The sequence below is a fragment of the Spirillospora sp. NPDC029432 genome, assembly GCF_040703975.1.
Lineage (GTDB): Bacteria > Actinomycetota > Actinomycetes > Streptosporangiales > Streptosporangiaceae > Spirillospora.
This window is the reverse complement of record NZ_JBEZWH010000060.1, coordinates 18,180-38,559: the sequence shown is the minus strand read 5'-3', so window position 1 is coordinate 38,559 and position 20,380 is coordinate 18,180. Positions and strand designations below refer to the sequence as shown.

The following is a 20,380-nucleotide window of genomic DNA, read 5'->3' as shown; positions in this document are numbered from 1 at the left end:
TCATGAATGGTCATACGATCGGTCCATGACCTCAGTACTGCTCGCCGAGGACGACACGTCCATCTCCGAGCCTCTCGCCCGTGCGCTGCGGCGCGAGGGGTACACCGTCGAAGTCAGCCCGGACGGGCCGCAGGCCCTGGAGCGGGCGCTCGGAGGCGGCGTGGACCTCATCGTCCTCGATCTCGGACTGCCTGAGCTGGACGGTCTGGAGGTGGCGCGCCGGGTGCGCGCCGAGGGGCACGGGGTGCCCATCCTGATCCTCACGGCCCGCGCCGACGAGGTCGACACCGTCGTCGGGCTGGACGCCGGTGCCGACGACTACGTCACCAAGCCGTTCCGGCTGGCCGAACTGCTCGCCCGGGTCCGGGCCCTGCTGCGCCGCGGCAGCACCGAGACCCCGATCGTCCAGGGCGTCCGGATCGACGCCGAGTCGCGCCGGGCCTGGATGGGCGACCAGGAGCTCCAGCTGACCACCAAGGAGTTCGACCTGCTGCGCGTGCTGGTGCGCGACGCCGGCAAGGTCGTGACCCGCGAACAGATCATGCGCGAGGTGTGGGACACCAACTGGTGGGGATCCACCAAGACCCTCGACATGCACATCTCCTGGCTGCGCCGCAAGCTCGGCGACGACGCCGGCAGCCCGCGCTACATCACGACCGTGCGCGGTGTCGGCTTCCGGTTCGAACGCGGCGACTAGCGGGCCCCGCACGCCCTGAACCGTTCGCCATGATCATGCGGCAACGCCGCGGGCCGATCCGAGACGGGCCGCGGCGCGATGCGGCGTGATCACGGCTTCACCTCGAAGGAGCCCTGATGAGGCGCCGACTGCTCCTGTCGACGCTCGCGGTGGCGGTCGTCGCGATCCTGCTGCTCGGCATCCCCCTCGCCTACGCCACGCACAAGCTCATCTACGAGGAGGCGCGCCAGTCGCTGGACCGCGAGGCGGCCTCGATCCTCGGCGGGGTCGGCTTCAGCCTGGAGTCCGGCCAGCCGATCACCGACCAGAAGATCTCCCAGGAGTATCCCGGCCGGTACATCGTGATCACGCTGGCGAACGACCGGACGGTCACCGCCGGGGCGCGGCCCGCCCGCGGCACCGAGCTGCTCACCGCCACCGGGTCCGCCGGCGGCGTGCGGGTCCAGGTGTCCCGGCCCGCCGGGCAGATCCAGGACGAGGCGCTGCGGCTGATGCTGCTGATCGGCAGCCTGGCCGCGCTGGGCGTCGCGGTGACGGTCGGGCTGGCGATGTTCCAGGCCAGGAAGCTGACCGTGCCGCTGACCGACCTGGCCGAGACCGCCGACCGGCTGGGCAGCGGCAACGCCCGGCCGCGCCGCCACCGGTACGGGATCCCCGAGGTGGACCGGGTCGCCGAGGTGCTCGACCGCAGCGCGGTGCGGATCGCCGACCTGCTGGCGGCCAGCCGCGAGTTCGCCTCCGACGCCAGCCACCAGCTCCGCACCCCGCTGACCGCGCTGTCGATGCGGCTGGAGGAGATGGTCGAGGCCGCCGAGTACCCCGAGGTGGTCCGCGAGGAGGGCGCCGCCGCGCTGGCCCAGGCCGAACGCCTGGTGGCCGTGGTGGAGCAGCTGCTGGCCCGGTCCCGGCACGACCGCACCGGCGCCGCCGTCGCGGCCCCGGTCGACGACATCATCGCCCAGCAGGTGGAGGAGTGGCGGCCGATCTTCCGCCGGGACGGCCGCGACGTCCGCACCACCGGCGAGCGCGGGCTGGTCGGCATGACCAGCCCGGAGGGGCTCTCCCAGATCATCGCGACGCTGCTGGACAACTCGCTGGTGCACGGCTCCGGCCCGGTCACGATCAACACCAAGCTCGGGGTCGGCTCGGTGGTGGTGGAGATCGGCGACGAGGGCCCGGGCATCCCGGCGGACCTGGAGGCCAGGGTCTTCGAACGCAGCGTCAGCAGCGGCAAGGGCACCGGCCTCGGGCTCTATCTGGCCCGCTCGCTGGCGGTGGTGGACGGCGGCCGGCTGGAGCTGATCCAGAACCGGCCCGCGGTGTTCGGGGTGTTCCTGCGCCCGGCCGCCGAGGCCCGGCTGGCCTCCGAACGCGTCGTGATCGGCCCCGCCTGAGACGGTCGGCCTGAGATGGTCGGCCTGAGACGGTCAGCGGGTGCGGGTGAACTCCGCGTGGCCCTCCGCCGGCCGCCCGCCGATCGGGCTGCCCAGGCCATGGGACGGCAGGGAGTGGCCGTTGACCCGCTGGGAGGCGGCGGGCTCGGCGGGAGCGGTGGGAGCGGCAGGAGCGGCGGGCTCGGCGGGCGCGACCCCCGGCAGCCCCGAGTGCGGGTCGACCTGCGCGGCCTCCACCGGCAGGAACACCCACTTCTTGTACGACCAGAAGCGGAACAGCGTCGCCGCCCCCGTACCGAGGATCAGCGCCGCGTTGTAGTAGATCGGGCCGTGCAGCCCGAGCACGTAGTGCACGAAGCCGATGAACAGCTGGGTGATCACTAGGCCGACGCCGTTCAGCGCGAAGAACAGCACGTACTCGCGGCCCAGGCCGGTCCGGTCACGGTGCCGGAACGTCCAGTAGCGGTTGGCCAGGTACGAGAACGTGGTCGCCACCACGGTCGCGATGGCGTTGGAGGACAGCGGTCCCATCCCCAGGCCGGCCTCGTTGTGCAGCGCGTTGCTGAGGACCATCGTGATGACGAAGGCGATGGCGCCGACGCTGCCGAACTTGGCGAGTTCGCGCACCAGGTGCTCGAACCGGTGGCGGAGACGGGAGAGCAGCTTCACGAACGAGGACCGTCCTTCCGGACTGCGGCTGCGGCTTCGGCGGCCACTGCGCGGCGCGGGCGTCCGGCCGGCGCGCGCTCTGGCGACTGTGGAGGCACATCGAGGATAGACGCATGTGACCACTGGGACGTCGTAACGGGAACGATCCCCGGTTCGCGCCCCTTCCCCCTGCCCTCCCCGAAGAGGATCACACATCCTTAGACGCCGTACCCGCCCGGTTCGTTCACCATCCCGGCCCCGATAGCCTTTCGGGCGTGAGAGATCCAGCTCAGATGCCCACGGTGGGTATGGCGGGCGGCGGGCAACTCGCCCGGATGACCCAGCAGGCCGCCATCGGGCTCGGCGTGTCGCTGCGGGTGCTCGCCGGCTCGGCCACCGACTCGGCGGCCCGGGTGTGCGCGGACGTCCACGTCGGCGACGACTCCTCGCTCGACGACCTGCGCGCGCTCGCCGAGGGCTGCGACGTCGTCACGTTCGACCACGAGCACGTCCCCGGCGCCCACATCCAGGCCGTCGAGGACTCCGGCGTCCCCTGCCGGCCCGGTGCCGCCGCCCTCCTGCACGCCCAGGACAAGCTGGTCATGCGCGAGCGGCTCAGCGGCATCGGCGCGCCCTGCCCGGCGTACGGGCCCGTCCCCGAGGACGAGCCGCTGGCGTTCCTGGAGGCGTTCGGCCGCGAGCACGGCTGGCCGCTGGTCCTCAAGGCCACCCGCGGCGGCTACGACGGCAAGGGCGTCTGGGTCCTGAACGGCCCGCGGGAGGCGGACCTGGCCGGCCGGCTGATCGCCGAGGGCGTGACCCTGATGGCCGAGGAGCACGTCGCGTTCCGCCGCGAGCTGGCGGCCCTGGTGGCGCGATCGCCGCACGGCCAGGGCGCCGCGTACTCGATCGTGGAGACCGTCCAGGAGAACGGCATCTGCGTCGAGGTGATCTCGCCCGCGCCCGGCCTGGACGGCGACACCGCAGCCGAGGCGCAGCGGCTCGCCCTCGACATCGCCGACAGGCTCGGCGTGACCGGCCTGCTGGCGGTCGAGCTGTTCGAGACGGACGCGGGCCTGGTGGTGAACGAGCTGGCGATGCGCCCGCACAACTCCGGCCACTGGACGATCGAGGGCGCCCGCACGTCCCAGTTCGAGCAGCACCTGCGCGCCGTGCTGGACCTGCCGCTCGGCTCCACCGAGCCGACCGCCCCGTACACCGTCATGGCCAACGTGCTCGGCGGCGACAAGGGCGAGATCTACCACCGCTACCTGCATGTGATGGCCCACGACCCGGCCGTCAAGGTGCACTTCTACGGCAAGGACGTCCGCCCCGGGCGCAAGATCGGCCATGTCACCGCGCTGGGCGCCGACCTCGCCGAGGTCCGCGAGCGCGCCCGGCACGCCGCCGACTTCCTGCGCTGGGGCTCCGACATGAAGGAGAGGCCCGAGTGAGCCGTAGTGCCGGAAGGCGGCCCGGAGACGAACGGAGGGCACCGTGACCCAGGTCGGCGTGGTGATGGGGAGCGACTCCGACTGGCCGGTGATGAAGGCCGCCGCGGAGGCGCTGGACGAGTTCGGCATCGGGTACGAGGCCGACGTGGTCTCGGCGCACCGGATGCCGCACGACATGATCGCGTACGGCGCGGAGGCCGCCGGCCGCGGCCTCAAGGTGATCATCGCGGGTGCGGGCGGCGCCGCCCACCTGCCCGGCATGCTCGCCTCGGTCACCCCGCTGCCGGTCATCGGCGTCCCGGTGCCGCTCAAGCACCTGGACGGCATGGACTCGCTGCTGTCGATCGTCCAGATGCCGGCGGGCGTCCCGGTCGCGACCGTCGCCGTCGGCGCCGCCCGCAACGCGGGCCTGCTGGCCGTGCGGATCCTGGCGGCCTCCGACGAGGCCCTCCAGGCGAGGATGGCGGACTTCCAGCGGGACCTCCACGCCCAGGCCAAGGCCAAGGGCGCCCGCCTCCGCGAGAACCTCTAGGCGCTACCGGCCTTACCGCCGCAGCGCCCATTCCACGGCCGGGCAGCGGTTCATGACGACGTCCAGCCCGGCCTCCTGGGCCCGCCGCGCCGCCGCCTCGTCGATCACGTCCAGCGGCAGCCAGACGGCCTTCGCGCCCGCCGCGATCGCCTCGTCCACCACGGCGCCCGCGTGCTCGGCGCGCCGGTAGACGCCGACGACGTCGATCTCGCCGGGCACGTCCCCCAGCGAGGCGTACCCCTGCTCGCCCAGCACGGTCGCCTTGGACGGGTGCACCGGCACGACCGTCTTGCCGCGCTCCTGGAGCAGCCGGGCCTGGGTGTGCACCTCCCGGTCGGGATTGTCCCCCAGGCCCACGAAGGCCCACCGCCGCGACTCGTTCAGCAGCCGCCGGATCACGTCCTGCCGTGCGAACAGATCATCCATGTCCGCCACAACATCGGCGGGCCTCCGAACGTTCCCTAGGGGCGGCCCAGGGCGCGGTAGTTCCAGCCTGCGGAGCGCCACTGCTCGGGGTCCAGGGCGTTGCGGCCGTCGACGATGTTGCGTTCGGCGACGACCTCGCCCAGGGCGTGCGGGTCCATCTCGCGGAACTCCTGCCACTCGGTCAGCAGCAGCACCACGTGCGCGCCGCGGGCCGCGTCCAGGGCCGAGTCGCCGAAGTCCAGGGCCGGTTGCGCGCGGCGCGCATTGGCCATGGCCTGCGGGTCGTACACGGTGACCTTGCCGCCCTGGCCGCGGATGGTGGCGGCCACGTCGAGCGCGGGGGAGTCGCGCACGTCGTCGGAGTTGGGTTTGAACGCCGCGCCGAGCACGCCGACCGTACGGCCGATGAACGAGCCGCCCAGCTCGTGCCGGGCCAGGTCCACCATCCGGATCCGGCGGCGGATGTTGATCTCGTCCACCTCGCGCAGGAACGTCAGCGCCTGGTCGACGCCCAGCTCGCCGGCGCGGGCCATGAACGCGCGGATGTCCTTCGGCAGGCAGCCGCCGCCGAAGCCGAGGCCGGGGCCGAGGAACCGGCCGCCGATCCGGTCGTCGTACGACAGCGCCTCCGAGAGCTTGGTCACGTCGGCGTGCGCGGCCTCGCAGACCTCGGCCATCGCGTTGATGAACGAGATCTTGGTGGCCAGAAAGGCGTTGGCCGACACCTTGACCAGCTCCGACGTCGGGTAGTCGGCGACGATGAACGGGGTCTCCTCGGCCAGCATGGAGGAGTAGACCTCGCGCAGGACCTTCTCCGCCCGGTCGGCCGCGCCCGGGTCCGGCGGGACGCCGACGACGATGCGGTCGGGGTGCAGCGTGTCCTTGACGGCGAAGCCCTCGCGCAGGAACTCGGGGTTCCAGGCCAGCACGGCGTCGCCGTCGGCGGGGGCCAGCATGGCGATCCGGCCGGCGAGGCGCTCCGCCGTGCCGACCGGCACGGTCGACTTGCCCACGATCACGCAGGGGCGGTGCAGCAGCGGCGCCAGCGAGGCGATCGCGTCGTCCACGTAGGTCATGTCCGCGGCGTACTCGCCCGCCTTCTGCGGGGTGCCGACGCAGACGAAGTGCACGTCGCCGAACTCGGCGACCTCCTCGTACGAGGTGGTGAAGCGGAGCCGCCCGTTCTCCAGGTTGCGGCGGAGCACGGGTTCCAGACCCGGCTCGTAGAAGGGCAGGTCGCCCGCCGCGAGCCGGGCCACCTTCTTCGGGTCGACGTCCAGTCCGAGCACCTCGAAGCCCAGGTCCGCCATGCAGGCCGCATGGGTGGCGCCCAGGTACCCGGTCCCGATCACCGTCAGCCGGTGGGTCAAGGCACAACTCCTTCGTCGTCTCTCGCTGCCGCCCGGTGTGGACATACCCCGCCCTGGCCGGGGGCAGTGTACCGGCGGGTAGCATTCGCGCTATGAGTCCCGACTTTCCCACGTACGCCCCGTCGGAGGAGCACGAGCTGCTCCGCACGACGGTCCGCGAGCTCGCCGACGCAAAGATCGCGCCGCATGCGGCGGAGGTCGACGAGGAGTCCCGCTTCCCTCAGGAGGCCCTGGACGCGCTGGTGCAGAACGACCTGCACGCGGTGCACGTCCCGGACGAGTACGGGGGTGCCGGGGCCGACGCCCTCGCCACCGTGATCGTGATCGAGGAGGTCGCTCGCGCGTGCGCCTCCTCGTCGCTGATCCCGGCGGTGAACAAGCTCGGTACGGTTCCGGTCCTGCTGTCCGGCTCCGCCGAGCTCAAGAAAAAGTATCTGACTCCGGTGGCGAAGGGCGAGGCGATGTTCTCGTACGCCCTGTCGGAGGCCGAGGCCGGGTCGGACGCGGGCGGCATGAAGACCCGCGCGGTGCGTGACGGGGATCACTGGGTGCTCAACGGCGCCAAGATGTGGATCACCAACGCAGGGGTCTCGGAGTACTACACGGTCATGGCCGTGACCGAGCCGGGCGTCGGGGCCCGCGGCATCTCCGCGTTCGTGGTGGAGAAGGGCGACGAGGGCGTCTCGTTCGGGCCCAAGGAGAAGAAGCTCGGGATCAAGGGCTCGCCGACCCGCCAGGTCATCCTGGAGAACGTCCGGATCCCCGCCGACCGGATCATCGGCGCGGAGGGCACCGGCTTCAAGACCGCCCTCGCGACCCTGGACCACACCCGCATCACCATCGCCGCCCAGGCCCTCGGCATCGCCCAGGGCGCGCTGGACTACGCGCTCGGCTACATCAAGGAGCGCAAGCAGTTCGGCAAGTCCATCAGCGACTTCCAGGGCGTCCAGTTCATGGTGGCCGACATGGCGATGCGCCTGGAGGGCGCCCGCCAGCTCACCTACCACGCGGCGATCAAGTCCGAGCGCGCGATGCACGGGGAGAAGGTCCCCGACCTCACCTTCGTCTCCTCGGCCTGCAAGGCGCTGGCCTCGGACGTCGCGATGGACGTGACCACCGACGCCGTCCAGCTCCTCGGCGGCTACGGCTACACCCGCGAGTTCCCGGTCGAGCGGATGATGCGCGACGCCAAGATCACCCAGATCTACGAGGGCACCAACCAGATCCAGCGCATGGTGATGGCCCGCCAGCTCCTCAAGTAGTCCGGAAAGCAGCCCGGAGGTCGAGACTCCGCCAGGGGCCGCCCGCGCCGCATACCCGCGCGGGCGGCCGCTCGCGCCCGGGGTCCCTCAAGGCCCCTGCTCGCCCGGCACCGCCCGCAGGCGGCGATCCGGTTCGGCGCGCCCGGCGGGTCCCTCCTGCGGGAACCAGGCCCAGGCGTCGCAGCTGGTCTCCTTGCACTCCACCTCGATCCGGACGAACGCGCCCGGGTCCGGCAGTGCGAAGCCGGGACGCACGATCTCGTCGTAGAGGTACCTCGACACGATCATGCCCAGCCCGGCGCCACGGTCGCCCAGGGCGGCCTTGAACGAGGCCGCGTCCAGCAGCCGGAACAGGTGGTTCGCCGCGGCGCCGGCGGCGCCCTCGCGATCGGTCGCCACGTACCCGGCGTGGACGGCGACCCGCAGCGCGAGCCTGGCCTCCGGCGACGACATCAGGTTGTGGCTCCGCAGCCCGGCCTGGAGCAGCGCCGGGAACGGCCCGAGCAGCGGCCCGGCCCCCGCCTCGGCCGGCGCGATGACCAGCATGCCGTCCCCGCGGTCCTCGTGGTGGCAGGAGCGGAGCGGGACGCCGGCCTCCTTCAGCGCGGACTTCACCAACCGCCGCAGGACCTTGCGCAGGTACGGCTGCACCCCCGGTTCGCGGCCGCCGAAGCCGACGATGTCGACCGCGACCAGGGTGCGGTGCAGGAGCGGTGTCGGGGTGTGGTTCATCGCTTCCCATCTCGTCGTTGAGTGGTCGATCCATTTGGCAGGCATCATCCGGCGCCGCTCTGATCGTTCCGCGAGGAAGGGACGGATCTATCCGTAAATATCTTGGTATGGCCAAGATTGAACGCGGGTCGCCGTGGTGGCGGGCGTCCAGTCCTGTCGCGCGACGTTCGCCTGGGGCGGTAAAACCGAAAAGTGTCGCGAACTGTGTCATGTGACGTGGTTCGGTCGCGCGTGATCGTTCAATGAATGGTTCGTGAAGGTGTGCCGGGCGCGTGCGGCCCGAGGAGCGTCCAGCGCCGTCCGGGTACGTCCGGACGGCCGCCGGTGCGGTGGAAGGTCCCCGCGACCGCGTTCGTGTACGTCATGATTTCGGGTGAGATGCCTGTCGATCAGTGGTCGGCGGGCCTATATGCGATCCGCCGATCGAGCGGTCGCGTTTCGAAGATCGTTCTTCCAGGGCCTCGCCTGGTACGGCCGAGGAATGGATCATCTGGCCTGACGGTGATGGTGATGCACATGGAGTGGAAACGTCCCTTCGGCAGGATGCCGTGGCCTTCACGTGCCGCCCGCGCGGCCGGGATCCGCCGTGCGGACTTCGAGCGCTTCCTGGAGGTGAACCATCCCGGGGCGGGGGCGGAGAGGCGCCGCCTGCGGCTGCTGATCACCTTCGTGCTCCTCCTGTACGGCGACCGGGACGCGGTGCTGCGGCGCGCCCCCGACTGGGGGCTGAAGCCCACCAAGGCCGAGGAGTTCGTCCGCGGCGACGTGGAGTTCGGGTTCCGCTGGTACTCCATCGAGGGCATGCTCACCGACTGCGGCGCCGAACCGGCCCTGGTGGAACTCGCCCGGGAGCTCTTCTACGAGTTCGGCCGGGGTGAAGCCCCCCGTACCTCCCCGGTGGCCGCGGCCACCCCCGTCCAGGCGGCCTCCGCGGCCCCCGCGCCCGCGTTCGCCGCCGAGCCGGGAGCCTCCGGAGCCGAGGAGGGCGAGAGCGGGGAGCGGTGCGAGGGCGCCGGGACGGCCGGGAGCAGGCCCGCCGAGAGGGAGGGCCAGACCGCCCGCAAGCCCGACCCCGGAACGGTCACCACGACCGCCGAGCTGATCCAGCGCATGCAGGCGTACCGCTTCTGGAAAGGGCGCCCGTCCTTCCGCAGCATGGCCGCCGGCACCCGCTACGCCCACACGACGTTCAGCGGCCTCGCGAGGCGGACCAGGCTCCCCAGCCTGGAGCTGGTGCTCGCCTACATCCGGGCCTGCGGGGCCGACGAGGCCGAGCTGGCGGCGTGGCAGGAGGCATGGCAGCGCCTGTCGATCACCGAGTCCGGGACACCGGAGGGGTGAGCGCGCCCGTCAGCCCTTGCAGAGCTTTTCGGTGGCGGTGCCGGACTCGACGTCGCCGGACGGGTTCGCGGACGCCGACGGCGACGGCGCGACCTCGACCTTCTCGACGCCGGACCAGTCGTCGCCGACGAGGACCTGGACGCGCGAGCCGAGCGAGCCCACCTGCTTGAGCTTGGCGCCGGGGATGGCGGCGGCGAGCGTCTGCGCGGAGTCCTTGCGGTCGGGGCCGTACTGGATCGTGGTGGTCTGGAGGCCGCGGCGGGCGACGCCCGGCACGACGGTGACCTTGAAGCCCTCGTCGCGGAGCTGGCCGCCGGCCTTGGTGGCCAGGCCCGGGGTGCCGATCGCGTTCAGGACGCTGACCCGGATGTCCGCGGGCGGGACGGTCGGCCCGGTGGGCTTGGCCGTGGTCGGCGCCGGGGACGGCTTCTTCTCCTTCGCCACCGGCTGGTCGCGCCTGATCTTGGTGAAGAGGTCGTCGGCGCGGTTCTGCTCCCACAGGACGCTGGACTGGGCCGTGGGGGCGTTCCAGAACACGGCGCTGTGGTCGGGGTTGGCCAGCGGGACCTTGGCGAACGTGAGGCTGTCGGTGGACAGGCCCTTCATCTGCTCGGCCAGGCCAGGCAGGTTGTCGGCGAGCTTCTCGTCCACCCGCAGGGACTTGAGCGCGGCGCTGAGGAAGCGGGACGACTTGCCCGGGTCGCTCAGCGTCTTCGTGCTCAGGGCCTGCTTCATCATCGCGGCCATGAACTGCTGCTGGCGGTCGATGCGGCCCAGGTCGCTGCCGCCGGTCAGGGTGTAGCGGGCGCGGGCGAACGCGAGCGCCTTCATGCCGTCCACGTGGGTGGTGCCGGCGGGCAGTACCAGGCCGCTCTTCTTGTCGTTGATCGGCTCCTCGGTGCACACGTCCACGCCGCCGAGGGCGTCCACCATGCTGATGAAGCCGTAGAAGTTGACCTCGACGTAGTGGTCGATCGACACGCCGGTCGAGCGCTTGACGGTGTCGACGGTGAGGTCGGGGCCGCCGAACTGGTACGCCCAGGTCAGCTTGCCGGGACGGCCCGGGACCGGGGTGCCCTTGGGCCCCTCCGACCCGTTGGACCTGTGCGGCGGGATCGTCACGTACGAGTCGCGCGGCAGGTTCACCACCGTGACGCGGTCGTGGTTCCGCGAGATGTGCATCAGCAGCATCGTGTCGGACCGCTCGCCGGCCTCGTGGCCGAGCTTGGCGGCCTTCTGCTGCTCCTTGGTGAGCCCCTCGCGCCGGTCGACGCCCGCCACCAGGATGGTCATGGCGCCCTTCGGCGTGTCCTTGCCCTTGCCGAGGCCGCCGACGTTCACCCGGTCGAGGGCGCCGGTCACGTAGTTCTGGAACGCCCAGGCGCCGCCGGACGTGAGCAGCACGAACGCCGACATGGCGCCGGTGACCATCAGGAAGCGGCGCTGCCTGCGGGCGCTCATCGCCGACCGGCGGCTCATGCCGGAGCCGGGGCGGCGCGGGCCGCGCGGGCCGTCCACCGCCACCCGGGGGGCCGGTACGCCGTCGACCGTGACGCCCTCGATGCTCTCGTCGTCATCGGCCGGGCCGCCGGGGCCGCCGGGGCGTGGCTTGAAGTACCGCTCCAGCGGATCGGTCTCGCCGTCCCGTCCCTGCCCGTCCGGTTTCCTGGGCCCGTCTGCCATCCTGGCCGCCGCCTCCCGAGAACTTCGCTTCGGCACCTTCCGGCACGCATGGGTTCCCACTCTAAAGTGGGAGACACCGGTCCGTTCGGTACCTGGACCTCGTGTCCTTGCAGTAACGTGGCGCCGTCTTGACCTTGCCCCCGGGCTGACCCGGGTGTGTTCGGCTGCGTCATGGACGATCGAGAGAGAGCCCGCGAGTCCAGATGAATCCGTCTTCCGGCGCGCACAGCGCCCCGCAGGCCGCCACCACCGACCGTACGTGGCCGGCGGTTTCCGTGGTGATGCCCGTACTGAACGAGGAGCGGCACCTCACCGACGCCGTTCGCCGCATCCTGCTCCAGGAGTATCCAGGCGAGCTGGAGCTGGTGCTGGCGATCGGGCCGTCCCGGGACCGCACCGAGGAGATCGCCGCCCGGCTGGCCACCGAGGACCCGCGCATCGTGGTGGTCGCCAACCCCACCGGCCGCACGCCGCAGGGGCTCAACATCGCGATCAAGGCGTCGCAGTACTCGATCATCGTGCGGGTGGACGGCCACTCGCTGCTGCCGGCGGACTACGTCCGGGCCGCGGTGGAGACGATGGAGGAGACCGGCGCGGACAACGTCGGCGGGATCATGGCGGCCGAGGGCGTCACCCCGTTCGAGAAGGCCGTGGCGCGGGCGATGACGTCCAAGATCGGCGTCGGGAACGCCCGGTTCCACACCGGCGGCGAGGCGGGCGAGGTGGAGACCGTCTACCTCGGAACGTTCCGGCGGAGCGCGCTCGACCGGGTCGGCGGGTACGACGAGACGTTCGTGCGGGCCCAGGACTGGGAGATGAACCACCGGATCCGGCAGACCGGCGGGCGGGTCTTCTTCACGCCCCGGATGCGGGTGACGTACCGGCCGCGGCCCAACCTGCGGGCGCTGGCCAAGCAGTACTTCCACACCGGCCGCTGGCGCCGCGTGGTGGGCCGCGAGCACCAGGGCACGCTGAACTTCCGCTACCTGGCGCCGCCGCTGGCCGTGGTCGCGATGGCGGCGGGCGCGGTGGCCGGGGCGTTCGGGTTCTGGCCGGGCTGGATCATTCCCGGCGCGTACGCGGCCGGCATCGTGGTCGGCGCGGGCGTCGAGGGCCGCGGGCTGCCGGTGTCGGCGTGGGTGCGGCTGCCGCTGGTGTTCGCGACCATGCACGTGTCCTGGGGGCTCGGCTTCCTGACGAGCCCGCCCGGACTGGGCCAGCCGACTCCGGCGAAAACCCCATAACGGTCTCGAACCTTTCTCCCGATCACCGCGTCTCAGGGTTACGTTGGACGGATCATGCCGTCGGCGCCTGAGGAGGTGGCCATGTCCGGTGGAGCGCGCCATGGGATCGGCGTGGTGGTCGGGCTCGTCGCCACCCCGATCATCGCCGTGTGCCTGATGTACGGGACCGATCGGACGGTGCGCTCCGCGCGCCTGCTCATAGAGCTGCCCTGGTCGCAGCGGTTGCCCGGAGCCGCCGCGCTGCTGGTCGCCGCCGTCCTGATCGGGTTCCTGATGGGCTCCCGGCTGTCCCCGGTCGCCTCGGCCGTCCCCGGGGTCGTGTTCAGCGTGATCGGGCTGCTGTGGGTCGCCGCGCCGCGGTTCAGCTCCCGGCACCTGCCCGACCTGATGCCCGGCGACCTGGCGCGCTGGTTCCTCGTCTTCAGCGTGTACGGCGGGTTCCTGCTCGTCGGCGTCGCGCTGCTCGCCGCCTCGGCCCCGCCGTCCCGCTGGCGGTCGGCGGCCGGCGCTGGCCGCGGCCAGGCGCCCCGGTACGCGGGCCCGATGGGCCCGGGAGGCCAGGGAGCCCCGCCGGTGGGCCCGCCCGGCGGGCAGCCGGGGCAGTACGCCCCGCAGGCGCACCCGCAGCAGCCGTACGGCACGCCGCCGCCCGCTCCGGGAGCGCCGCCCGCCGCCGACCCGAACCCGCCCGCCCAGCCGTACGGCACGCCGCCGCCGGCCGACCAGGGCCCGTTCGGTGCGCCGCCCGCCGCGCCGCCGGCGGCCCCCGAGCCGGGAGCGCCCCGCTACGGCTCCGGGAGCGACCAGCCCGGGCAGGCGCCCGCGGGCGGCTCCGCGCCGAAGCGGGAGCAGCCGGGGGAGTGGACGCAGATGTACGGCGGCGACGACCTGCGCGGCGACTAGGACGGCAAGTGAGCGCCCGCTAGCCCCTCGCCCCTTATTCGGCGCCCTGCTCGACGGCGGCGGCCTCGCCGCTCAGCGCCGCCACCACGCCCGGGACGTCGTTGACGACCAGCGCGTCCACGCCCGCCGCGGCGAAGTCGCGGGCGCGCTCGGCGGGCGGGCACCAGGCCAGGATCTCCAGCCCGGCCTTGTGCGCCACGTCCACGCAGTGCTCCAGCGGCCGCAGCCGGGTGTCGGGCTGGTCGAAGCCGCAGGACGCGGTGTGCACGCCGACCGCCTGGAGGCCGAGGCCCGCCGCCGCCGGGATGCCGTGCCACAGCGGGAAGCGGTGCCAGGTCAGCAGCCCCAGCGGGACGCCGGGGAGGTGGTCGCGCAGGTGCGCCAGCAGCGACGGGTCGAACGAGGTCACCAGCAGCGGCCGGCGGCGCGCCTCGCGTTCCAGGACGGGGAGCAGCAGGGCGCCGGTGCGCCGGGACGGGTCGTCGACCGCGTCCTCCAGGATCGTCTTGACGTCCACGTCCACCGGCACCTCGGGCGGCAGCGCGTCGAACACCTCCTCCAGCAGCGGCAGCCCGAGCGCGGCCGCCTCGCCGTCCACGACGAACGCGCCCTCCGGGGTGGTCGGGTCGTGCCGCAGCACCAGGGCGTCGTCGGCGGTACGGGTGACGTCGAGCTCGATCCAGGACGCGCCGGCGGCCAGCGCGGCGAGCATCGAGGGGATCGTGTTCTCGGCGACGGTGGCGCCGTCGGCGGCGCCGGGGACCGCGAGGTCGCCCGAGCCGAGGCCGCGGTGGCCGATGACGGCGGGCCGGTGCCGGGAGTCCGGGTCTTCGAAGATCACGAGTTCTCCGGGTGGTCGGGGGAGTCGGCGGCGAGGTGCTCGGCGACGACGATGTCCAGCGGGTGGGTGACCTTGAGGTTGCGCTCGCTGCCCTCCACCACCCGGATGGGCACCTCCGGGAGGTAGCGGTGCACGATGCCGCAGTCGTCGGTGGCCAGCAGGTCCGGGTCGGCCAGCGCCCGCTCGTACGCGGCCCGCACCGTTCCGAGGCGGAACCCCTGCGGCGTCTGGAACCGGCTCAGCGAGGCGCGCGGCGGCATCCCCGCGACCAGGCCGTTCTCGACGGCGACGATGGTGTCGGCGGACGGCACGCCGACCGCGACGGCGTCGTACCCGTCCAGCGCGGCCAGCACGCGGTCGACCACCGGGGCGTCCACGAAGGGCCGGGCGGCGTCGTGGAAGAGCACGCGGGTCGCGTCCGGGTGCCCGGCCAGCGCCTCCAGCGCGGCCGCGGTCGAGGCGGTACGGGTGGCGCCGCCCTCGATCACGCCGGTGACCTTGCGGAACGGGGCGGCCAGCGCGGCGGCCGCGCGAACGTGCCCGGCGGCCATCACCACCAGCACCTCGGTGATGCCGGGATGGCCGTCGAAGGCCGCGATCGCCCGGCTGAGGATCGGCCGCCCGCCGACTTCGAGGAGCTGCTTGGGGCGGGCCGAGCCGACCCGCTGCCCGATGCCGCCCGCGAGCACCACCGCCACCGTACGGTCCGCCATGCCGTCCCATCTCGTTGATCGCAATATGTAGCCGGATGGCTACAATGAGCAGTCGTTCCTGTCACTGCACCCAGGCGGCCGGGAGGCGCCGATGACCCTAGCGGTGATCATCGCGACGGGCCGGGCCCGCGGCGGGGCCGGCCCGGGACCCGCGGCGGCCCTGCCGTACCCCGGCGGCTCCGCCGCCCCGGGCGACCCGGACGGGCCGCCGACGCTCCTGGCGCGGCTGTGTGATCAGCTCACCACGCTCAACGTACCGGACGTGCACGTCCTCGGGCGGCCCGATCTGGCGCCGCCGCTGCGGGCCCACGGCCACTTCGTCACCGAGTGCGCCGACACCGCCGCCGACCTGCGGGAGATCGCCCGGCTGGCCCGGCTCGCCTGGACGGACGGCAGGACGCTGCTGCTCCTGCCCGCCGACCTGGTCACCGCGGACGAGCCGCTGGCCCGGCTGCTGGACGGCGCGGGCGCGACGGGCGCGACGGGCCAGCCGGGCGCGGGCCCGCCGGTCGCGGCGCTGACCGCACCGCGCGGCCGGGCGCCCGCCCGCGGGCCTGCTCCGGCGGACCGGCCGTACGGGACGGCCGACGCCCGCGTCGCGGGCCGCCGGATCGTCGCCGCGGGCTCCGCCGACCACGCCGTGGCCGGCCCGAACGCCCTCACCCTCGGCGCGCTGCGGATCGGGGCGGAGCAGGCGCGGGCCGCCGCCGACACGGCCGCCGAGCTGGCCGGGCTCGTGACCCCGGAGACGCGGGCGGACGCCGCCGAGCTGCTCCTGGTCGGCCTCGTCCGGTCCGGCACGGCGGTGGCCGCCGCGCCGTGCGGCGGCGCGCCCTGCCGCCGGGCGGCCGACGCGGCGGGCGTGCGCGCGGCCCGGTCGGCGATCGAGGACGGCGACGACGCCGGCCGGCTCGCCGCGGCCGTCAAGGCCGACGACGGGTTCGTCGCCACGTACGCGGTCAGCTCGTACTCGCCGCACATCGTCCGCTGGGCCGCCGGCCGCGACCTCACGCCCGCCGCGGTCACCGGGTCCTCGCTGGCGCTGGCGCTGCTGGCGGCGATGTGGTTCTCCGCCGGGACCCGCGCCGGGATGCTCACCGGCGCGGTGCTCCTCTACCTCTCGTTCGTCCTCGACTGCGTGGACGGCCAGCTCGCGCGCTACACCGGCCGCGCGAGCGTGTCCGGCGCCTGGCTCGACTCGGTGCTCGACCGGGTCAAGGAGTACGCCGTGTACGCGGGACTGGCCGCGGGGTGCGCGGCCGCCGGCGGGTACGTGTGGGCGCTCGCCGCCGCCGCGCTGGTCCTCCAGGTGGTGCGGCACATGATGGACTTCTCGTTCCACGCCCGGACGGTCCCGGCGCCGGCCAGGGCCAGGCTCACAGCGTCCCTCATGGCGGGCGACACGCCCTGCCCCGCGGTCGCCGCCCACCGGGCCCCGGACGGCTCCTTCGGCCTCCCGGATCCCGCCGCGCCCGCCGGCCCCGGCACCCCGCCGGTCCGCCGGGGCGGCGGCCGGGCGGCGTACTGGGCGCGGAAGGCGCTCGTCCTGCCGAGCGGCGAGCGGTTCGCGCTGATCGCGGTCACGGCGGCCGTGGCCGACGCCAGGGTGACGTTCATCGCCCTGCTGGCCTGGGGCGCGATCGCCGCCGCGTACACCCTCGCCGGACGGCTCGACCGGGCGGTCCCGGCGTGACCGGGCCGGGGAGCGGACTCCTCCGGGACGCCGTGCCGCACGCGCGAGGCGGGCCCGGCGCCGGCGGCGCGGCCGTACCGGACCGGCTGCGGGCCTACCGGGACGACGGGCCGGTCGTCCTGCTGATCGGGCGGCTGGGCTGGGAACGCCCGTCCCCGCCGGTCGCGGTCGGTCTGTCACTGCTGCTCACGGCGGTCCTGCTGGCCGCCGGGGCGGGCGGCTGGTACGCGGCCGCGGCGCTCGCTCCGCCGCTGGCGGCCGGGCTCACCGGACCGTCCGCACGCCGTCCCCTGGAAGGGAGGATCGACTGGCTTGTCCCTCCCGGTCTGCGCACGATCGAGTATGGTTACCTCGCCGCATTGGGGTTCGCGCAGGGTGTGGCCGCACCGCTCGTCTACGTGCTGCTCGCGGTCCTGGCGTACCACCACTACGACATCGTGTACCGCACCCACCAGGGGTTCGGGGCGGCCGGGCCGCTCCGCCGGGCCGGGCTGGGCTGGGACGGCCGGATGCTGGTCGCGGGCCTGGCGGGACTGGCGGGCTGGGCGGGCCTCTCCGGCGCCCTTCCGTTCGCGTACGCGGCGCTCGCCGTCTACCTTGGCGTGTTGTTCGTGGGCGATAGCGTCGCGGCATGGGCGCGGACCGTGCCCATGAGCGGCCGCGGTGCCGGGCGCGATGCGGTGCGCGGCGGCGTGACGGGTCACCTGGAGGAAGAGGAAGCATGATCGGAATGGTGCTGGCGGCGGGCGCGGGCCGGAGGCTGCGGCCCTACACCGACACGCTGCCCAAGGCCCTGGTTCCGGTCGATGGTGAGACCACCATCCTGGACATCGCCCTGGGCAACCTCGCCGAGGTCGGGCTGACCGACGTGGTCATCGTCGTCGGCTACTGCGCGGGCGCCGTCGAGGAGCGCAAGGCCGCGCTGGAGGAGCGCTACGGCGTCTCGCTCACCCTCGTCCACAACGACAAGGCCGAGGAGTGGAACAACGCCTACTCCATGTGGCTGGCTCGGGAGCACTTCTCCAAGGGCGTCCTCATGGTGAACGGCGACACGGTCCACCCGGTCGGGGTCGAGAAGACCCTATTGTCGAACCGCGGCCCGGACATCCTCCTGGCGGTGGACGACGTGAAAACACTCGCCGACGAGGAGATGAAGGTGACCCTGGACGCCGGGGGGCGGCTCCAGCGGATCACCAAGCTGATGGACCCCGAGACCGCGTACGGGGAGTACATCGGCGCCACCCTGATCGAGCCGGCCGCCGCCGAGCCGCTGGCCGACGCGCTCAAGGCCACCTGGGAAGGGGACCCGGACCTCTATTACGAGGACGGCTACCAGGAGCTGGTCAACCGTGGCGGCGTCATCGGCGTCGCCCCGATCGGCGAGGTGGACTGGGTCGAGGTCGACAACCACGACGACCTGGAGAAGGCCCGCCGCATCGCCAAGGGCTACTGACCCGCCCGCCGGGCCCGGGCGCGCCGACTCGCGTCCCGGGCGCCCCGACGTCCCGAGCGAGGAAGTCCACATGCCCCTGCTGACGCGGATGCTGACCGCGCCGCTGTCCATCGATGTCCGGCGCGGCGCCGTCGCGGCCCTGGGCGACCTGCTGGCCGACCGGCGGATCGTCACCGAGGGCCGGGTCGCCATCGCGGTCGGCCCCGGCCAGGGCGACCAGATCGCCGAGCACGTCCGGCCGTCGCTCGCCGCCTGCGAGGTCTTCCAGGTCGACGGCGGCACCGTCGACGCCGCCGTCGCGCTCGGCTCCAAGCTGCGGGCGGGCTCGTACGAGGCCGTCGTCGGCATCGGCGGCGGCCGGACGATCGACGCGACGAAGTACGCGGCGACGCTGGCCGGCATCCCGATGGTCTCCGTCGCGACCAACCTGTCCCACGACGGGATCTGCTCCCCGGTCGCGTCGCTGACCCACGAGAAGGGCAAGGGCTCCTTCGGCGTGGTGATGCCGCTGGCGATGGTCGTCGACCTCGACTACGTGCGGGCCGCGCCCGCCGAGCTGGTCCGCGCCGGGATCGGCGACGTGGTGAGCAACTTCTCGGCGGTGGACGACTGGCTGCTCGCCGCCGACGAGTGCGGCGAGCCGGTCGACCGGATGGCGCTGACCGTCGCCCGCACGGCCGCCGAGGCGCTGCTGCACCAGCCGGAGTCCGTCGAGTCCGACCGGTTCCTGACCGTGCTGGCCGAGGGGCTCGTGCTGTCCGGGATGGCGATGGCGTTCGCGGGCTCGTCCCGGCCGTCCAGCGGCGGCGACCACGAGATCCTGCACGCGATCGACCAGCTGTACCCCGGCACCGCCAACCACGGCGAGCTGGCCGGGATCGGCGCCGCGTTCTGCTACCACCTGCGCGCCAGGCACCTGGGCACCGGCGCCGACCGGCTGGCGGAGATCACGGCCTGCCTGGACCGGCACGGGCTGCCCCGGCTGCCCGGCGACATCGGGCTGACCGCCGAGCAGTTCGCGCGAGCCGTGGAGTATGCCCCGCAGACGCGCCCCGGCCGCTATACGATCTTGGAGCATCTCGGCCTGGACCAGGGCGCGATCCTCAAGGCGGTGGAAGAGTATGTCGAAGCCCATGGCGGCTGAGATCCCGGAGATGCCCGCTCCCGGCGACGACCAGAGGCCGTCCCGGCGGTCCGCCAGCGTCGCCGACGTCCGGCGGTACGGGCAGCCGCCCGGCCTCAAGGACCGCCGCAACGAGGAGCACTGGGCCGGCCGCCTCTACATGCGGGCCCTGTCGCCGTACTTCGCCTGGCTGGCCATGCGGCTGGGGTTCAGCCCCAACCAGCTCACGTACATGATGATGGGCTGCGGGATCGCGGCCGGCGTCGTGGTGTCGCTGCCGTTCGGCGGCACCGGCGCGCTGTGGACCGCGCTCGGCGGCGCGTTCCTCATCCAGGTCTACCTGCTGCTCGACTGCGTGGACGGCGAGGTCGCCCGCTACCTGCGGCAGACGTCCGTCGCCGGCGTGTTCCTCGACCGGATCGGCCACTACCTCTCCGAGGTCTCCCTCCTGATCGGCCTCGGCTTCGCCGCGCAGGGCGGCTGGTCCAACGGCGGCTACGCCGAGCTGGGCCTGCTCGCAGCACTGGGCGCCGCGCTGATCAAGGCGGAGACCGACAACGTCGTGGTGGCGCGCGCCAAGTCCGGCCTGCCCGCCGACCCGGCCGGCGGCGACCGCGCGCTGCGGCCCCGCTCCACCGGGATGGCGCTGGCCCGGCAGGCCGCCTCGATGCTGAAGTTCCACCGCATCATCGGCGCGGTCGAGCTGTCCCTCCTGATCGTGGCGGCCGCCGCGATCGACGTCCTGCTGGGCAACGAGACCCCGGCCGCGATCCGGGTGCTCACCGTCGCGGTCGCCGCGGTCGCGGTCGTCCAGACCCTGCTGCACCTGGTGAGCATCCTGGCCTCGCGGAGACTGAAGTGAGCCTTTCTG

20 protein-coding genes are annotated in these 20,380 nt (G+C 73.3%); 13 read left to right on the top strand and 7 right to left on the bottom strand.

Features of this window, described 5'->3' with window-relative positions; all coding sequences use genetic code 11:
* Window positions 1-25: 25 nt before the first annotated feature.
* Complete coding sequence (locus AB0881_RS32720; protein ID WP_019629095.1) at window positions 26-697, top strand: response regulator transcription factor; 672 nt, start codon at window positions 26-28, stop codon at window positions 695-697.
* 116 nt (window positions 698-813) lie between these two features.
* Window positions 814-2,091: an ATP-binding protein gene (locus AB0881_RS32715; RefSeq protein ID WP_366623213.1), complete on the top strand. Its 1,278-nt coding sequence runs from the start codon at window positions 814-816 to the stop codon at window positions 2,089-2,091.
* A gap of 33 nt (window positions 2,092-2,124) precedes the next feature.
* On the opposite strand, the gene AB0881_RS32710 is transcribed toward AB0881_RS32715, so the two are convergent.
* The gene (locus AB0881_RS32710) at window positions 2,125-2,760 is read right to left on the bottom strand and encodes a GtrA family protein (RefSeq protein WP_366623212.1); all 636 of its coding nucleotides are present in this window, start codon (window positions 2,758-2,760) and stop codon (window positions 2,125-2,127) included.
* Between the two features lie 272 nt (window positions 2,761-3,032).
* Between AB0881_RS32710 and AB0881_RS32705 the strand changes: the two genes are divergently transcribed.
* Complete coding sequence (locus tag AB0881_RS32705) at window positions 3,033-4,193, top strand: 5-(carboxyamino)imidazole ribonucleotide synthase (RefSeq protein WP_366623210.1); 1,161 nt, start codon at window positions 3,033-3,035, stop codon at window positions 4,191-4,193.
* A gap of 43 nt (window positions 4,194-4,236) precedes the next feature.
* Complete coding sequence (gene purE / locus AB0881_RS32700) at window positions 4,237-4,725, top strand: 5-(carboxyamino)imidazole ribonucleotide mutase (RefSeq protein WP_366623209.1); 489 nt, start codon at window positions 4,237-4,239, stop codon at window positions 4,723-4,725.
* 12 nt (window positions 4,726-4,737) lie between these two features.
* Here the strand turns inward: purE and AB0881_RS32695 are convergent, their stop codons facing one another.
* Both AB0881_RS32695 and AB0881_RS32690 read right to left on the bottom strand, forming a co-directional pair.
* Window positions 4,738-5,151: a CoA-binding protein gene (locus AB0881_RS32695; protein WP_366623207.1), complete on the bottom strand. Its 414-nt coding sequence runs from the start codon at window positions 5,149-5,151 to the stop codon at window positions 4,738-4,740.
* A 35-nt stretch (window positions 5,152-5,186) separates the two neighbouring features.
* The gene (locus AB0881_RS32690) at window positions 5,187-6,566 is read right to left on the bottom strand and encodes a UDP-glucose/GDP-mannose dehydrogenase family protein (protein WP_366623205.1); all 1,380 of its coding nucleotides are present in this window, start codon (window positions 6,564-6,566) and stop codon (window positions 5,187-5,189) included.
* Window positions 6,567-6,613: 47 nt separating this feature from the next.
* On the opposite strand from AB0881_RS32690, the gene AB0881_RS32685 reads away from it, so the two are divergent.
* Window positions 6,614-7,783, top strand: a complete 1,170-nt coding sequence (locus tag AB0881_RS32685) for an acyl-CoA dehydrogenase (protein WP_366623203.1) — start codon at window positions 6,614-6,616, stop codon at window positions 7,781-7,783.
* An 87-nt stretch (window positions 7,784-7,870) separates the two neighbouring features.
* Here AB0881_RS32685 and AB0881_RS32680 read toward each other — a convergent pair whose 3' ends face one another.
* Window positions 7,871-8,515, bottom strand: a complete 645-nt coding sequence (locus AB0881_RS32680) for a hypothetical protein (RefSeq protein ID WP_366623201.1) — start codon at window positions 8,513-8,515, stop codon at window positions 7,871-7,873.
* Window positions 8,516-9,031: 516 nt separating this feature from the next.
* On the opposite strand from AB0881_RS32680, the gene AB0881_RS32675 reads away from it, so the two are divergent.
* Window positions 9,032-9,856, top strand: coding sequence for a hypothetical protein (locus AB0881_RS32675; RefSeq protein WP_366623199.1), 825 nt, complete (start codon window positions 9,032-9,034; stop codon window positions 9,854-9,856).
* Between the two features lie 9 nt (window positions 9,857-9,865).
* Here the strand turns inward: AB0881_RS32675 and AB0881_RS32670 are convergent, their stop codons facing one another.
* Window positions 9,866-11,539 (bottom strand): LCP family protein, encoded by a 1,674-nt coding sequence (locus tag AB0881_RS32670; RefSeq protein ID WP_366623197.1) that lies wholly within the window; start codon window positions 11,537-11,539, stop codon window positions 9,866-9,868.
* A 203-nt stretch (window positions 11,540-11,742) separates the two neighbouring features.
* Between AB0881_RS32670 and AB0881_RS32665 the strand changes: the two genes are divergently transcribed.
* Window positions 11,743-12,783, top strand: a complete 1,041-nt coding sequence (locus AB0881_RS32665; RefSeq protein ID WP_366623196.1) for a glycosyltransferase family 2 protein — start codon at window positions 11,743-11,745, stop codon at window positions 12,781-12,783.
* An 81-nt stretch (window positions 12,784-12,864) separates the two neighbouring features.
* The gene (locus tag AB0881_RS32660) at window positions 12,865-13,686 is read left to right on the top strand and encodes a hypothetical protein (protein WP_366623194.1); all 822 of its coding nucleotides are present in this window, start codon (window positions 12,865-12,867) and stop codon (window positions 13,684-13,686) included.
* 34 nt (window positions 13,687-13,720) lie between these two features.
* Here AB0881_RS32660 and AB0881_RS32655 read toward each other — a convergent pair whose 3' ends face one another.
* Window positions 13,721-14,527, bottom strand: coding sequence for a glycerophosphodiester phosphodiesterase (locus AB0881_RS32655; protein ID WP_366623192.1), 807 nt, complete (start codon window positions 14,525-14,527; stop codon window positions 13,721-13,723).
* Window positions 14,524-15,240 carry a 2-C-methyl-D-erythritol 4-phosphate cytidylyltransferase gene (gene ispD, locus AB0881_RS32650; RefSeq protein WP_366623190.1) on the bottom strand — a complete coding sequence of 239 codons (717 nt, stop codon included), beginning with the start codon at window positions 15,238-15,240 and terminating at the stop codon, window positions 14,524-14,526. The genes AB0881_RS32655 and ispD overlap by 4 nt, the downstream gene beginning before the upstream one ends.
* A gap of 91 nt (window positions 15,241-15,331) precedes the next feature.
* Here ispD and AB0881_RS32645 point away from each other — a divergent pair, with 91 nt between their 5' ends.
* From AB0881_RS32645 to AB0881_RS32625, 5 genes are all read left to right on the top strand, one after another.
* Window positions 15,332-16,933, top strand: coding sequence for a CDP-alcohol phosphatidyltransferase family protein (locus AB0881_RS32645; RefSeq protein WP_366623188.1), 1,602 nt, complete (start codon window positions 15,332-15,334; stop codon window positions 16,931-16,933).
* Window positions 16,930-17,658 carry a DUF5941 domain-containing protein gene (locus AB0881_RS32640; protein ID WP_366623186.1) on the top strand — a complete coding sequence of 243 codons (729 nt, stop codon included), beginning with the start codon at window positions 16,930-16,932 and terminating at the stop codon, window positions 17,656-17,658. The genes AB0881_RS32645 and AB0881_RS32640 overlap by 4 nt, the downstream gene beginning before the upstream one ends.
* Complete coding sequence (locus AB0881_RS32635) at window positions 17,655-18,386, top strand: phosphocholine cytidylyltransferase family protein (protein WP_366623185.1); 732 nt, start codon at window positions 17,655-17,657, stop codon at window positions 18,384-18,386. The genes AB0881_RS32640 and AB0881_RS32635 overlap by 4 nt, the downstream gene beginning before the upstream one ends.
* A gap of 88 nt (window positions 18,387-18,474) precedes the next feature.
* Window positions 18,475-19,530 carry an iron-containing alcohol dehydrogenase family protein gene (locus AB0881_RS32630; protein ID WP_366623231.1) on the top strand — a complete coding sequence of 352 codons (1,056 nt, stop codon included), beginning with the start codon at window positions 18,475-18,477 and terminating at the stop codon, window positions 19,528-19,530.
* A gap of 10 nt (window positions 19,531-19,540) precedes the next feature.
* Window positions 19,541-20,371, top strand: a complete 831-nt coding sequence (locus AB0881_RS32625; RefSeq protein ID WP_366623229.1) for a CDP-alcohol phosphatidyltransferase family protein — start codon at window positions 19,541-19,543, stop codon at window positions 20,369-20,371.
* Window positions 20,372-20,380 lie beyond the last annotated feature (9 nt).

Coding starts and splice junctions, on each gene's coding strand:
- AB0881_RS32720 (WP_019629095.1), top strand. CDS start 26: ATGACCTCAGTACTGCTCGCCGAGGACGACACGTCCATCTCCGAGCCT.
- AB0881_RS32715 (WP_366623213.1), top strand. CDS start 814: ATGAGGCGCCGACTGCTCCTGTCGACGCTCGCGGTGGCGGTCGTCGCG.
- AB0881_RS32705 (WP_366623210.1), top strand. CDS start 3,033: ATGCCCACGGTGGGTATGGCGGGCGGCGGGCAACTCGCCCGGATGACC.
- AB0881_RS32695 (WP_366623207.1), bottom strand. CDS start 5,151: ATGGATGATCTGTTCGCACGGCAGGACGTGATCCGGCGGCTGCTGAAC.
- AB0881_RS32690 (WP_366623205.1), bottom strand. CDS start 6,566: ATGTCCACACCGGGCGGCAGCGAGAGACGACGAAGGAGTTGTGCCTTG.
- AB0881_RS32685 (WP_366623203.1), top strand. CDS start 6,614: ATGAGTCCCGACTTTCCCACGTACGCCCCGTCGGAGGAGCACGAGCTG.
- AB0881_RS32680 (WP_366623201.1), bottom strand. CDS start 8,515: ATGAACCACACCCCGACACCGCTCCTGCACCGCACCCTGGTCGCGGTC.
- AB0881_RS32675 (WP_366623199.1), top strand. CDS start 9,032: ATGGAGTGGAAACGTCCCTTCGGCAGGATGCCGTGGCCTTCACGTGCC.
- AB0881_RS32670 (WP_366623197.1), bottom strand. CDS start 11,539: ATGGCAGACGGGCCCAGGAAACCGGACGGGCAGGGACGGGACGGCGAG.
- AB0881_RS32665 (WP_366623196.1), top strand. CDS start 11,743: ATGAATCCGTCTTCCGGCGCGCACAGCGCCCCGCAGGCCGCCACCACC.
- AB0881_RS32660 (WP_366623194.1), top strand. CDS start 12,865: ATGTCCGGTGGAGCGCGCCATGGGATCGGCGTGGTGGTCGGGCTCGTC.
- ispD (WP_366623190.1), bottom strand. CDS start 15,240: ATGGCGGACCGTACGGTGGCGGTGGTGCTCGCGGGCGGCATCGGGCAG.
- AB0881_RS32645 (WP_366623188.1), top strand. CDS start 15,332: ATGACCCTAGCGGTGATCATCGCGACGGGCCGGGCCCGCGGCGGGGCC.
- AB0881_RS32635 (WP_366623185.1), top strand. CDS start 17,655: ATGATCGGAATGGTGCTGGCGGCGGGCGCGGGCCGGAGGCTGCGGCCC.
- AB0881_RS32630 (WP_366623231.1), top strand. CDS start 18,475: ATGCTGACCGCGCCGCTGTCCATCGATGTCCGGCGCGGCGCCGTCGCG.
- AB0881_RS32625 (WP_366623229.1), top strand. CDS start 19,541: ATGCCCGCTCCCGGCGACGACCAGAGGCCGTCCCGGCGGTCCGCCAGC.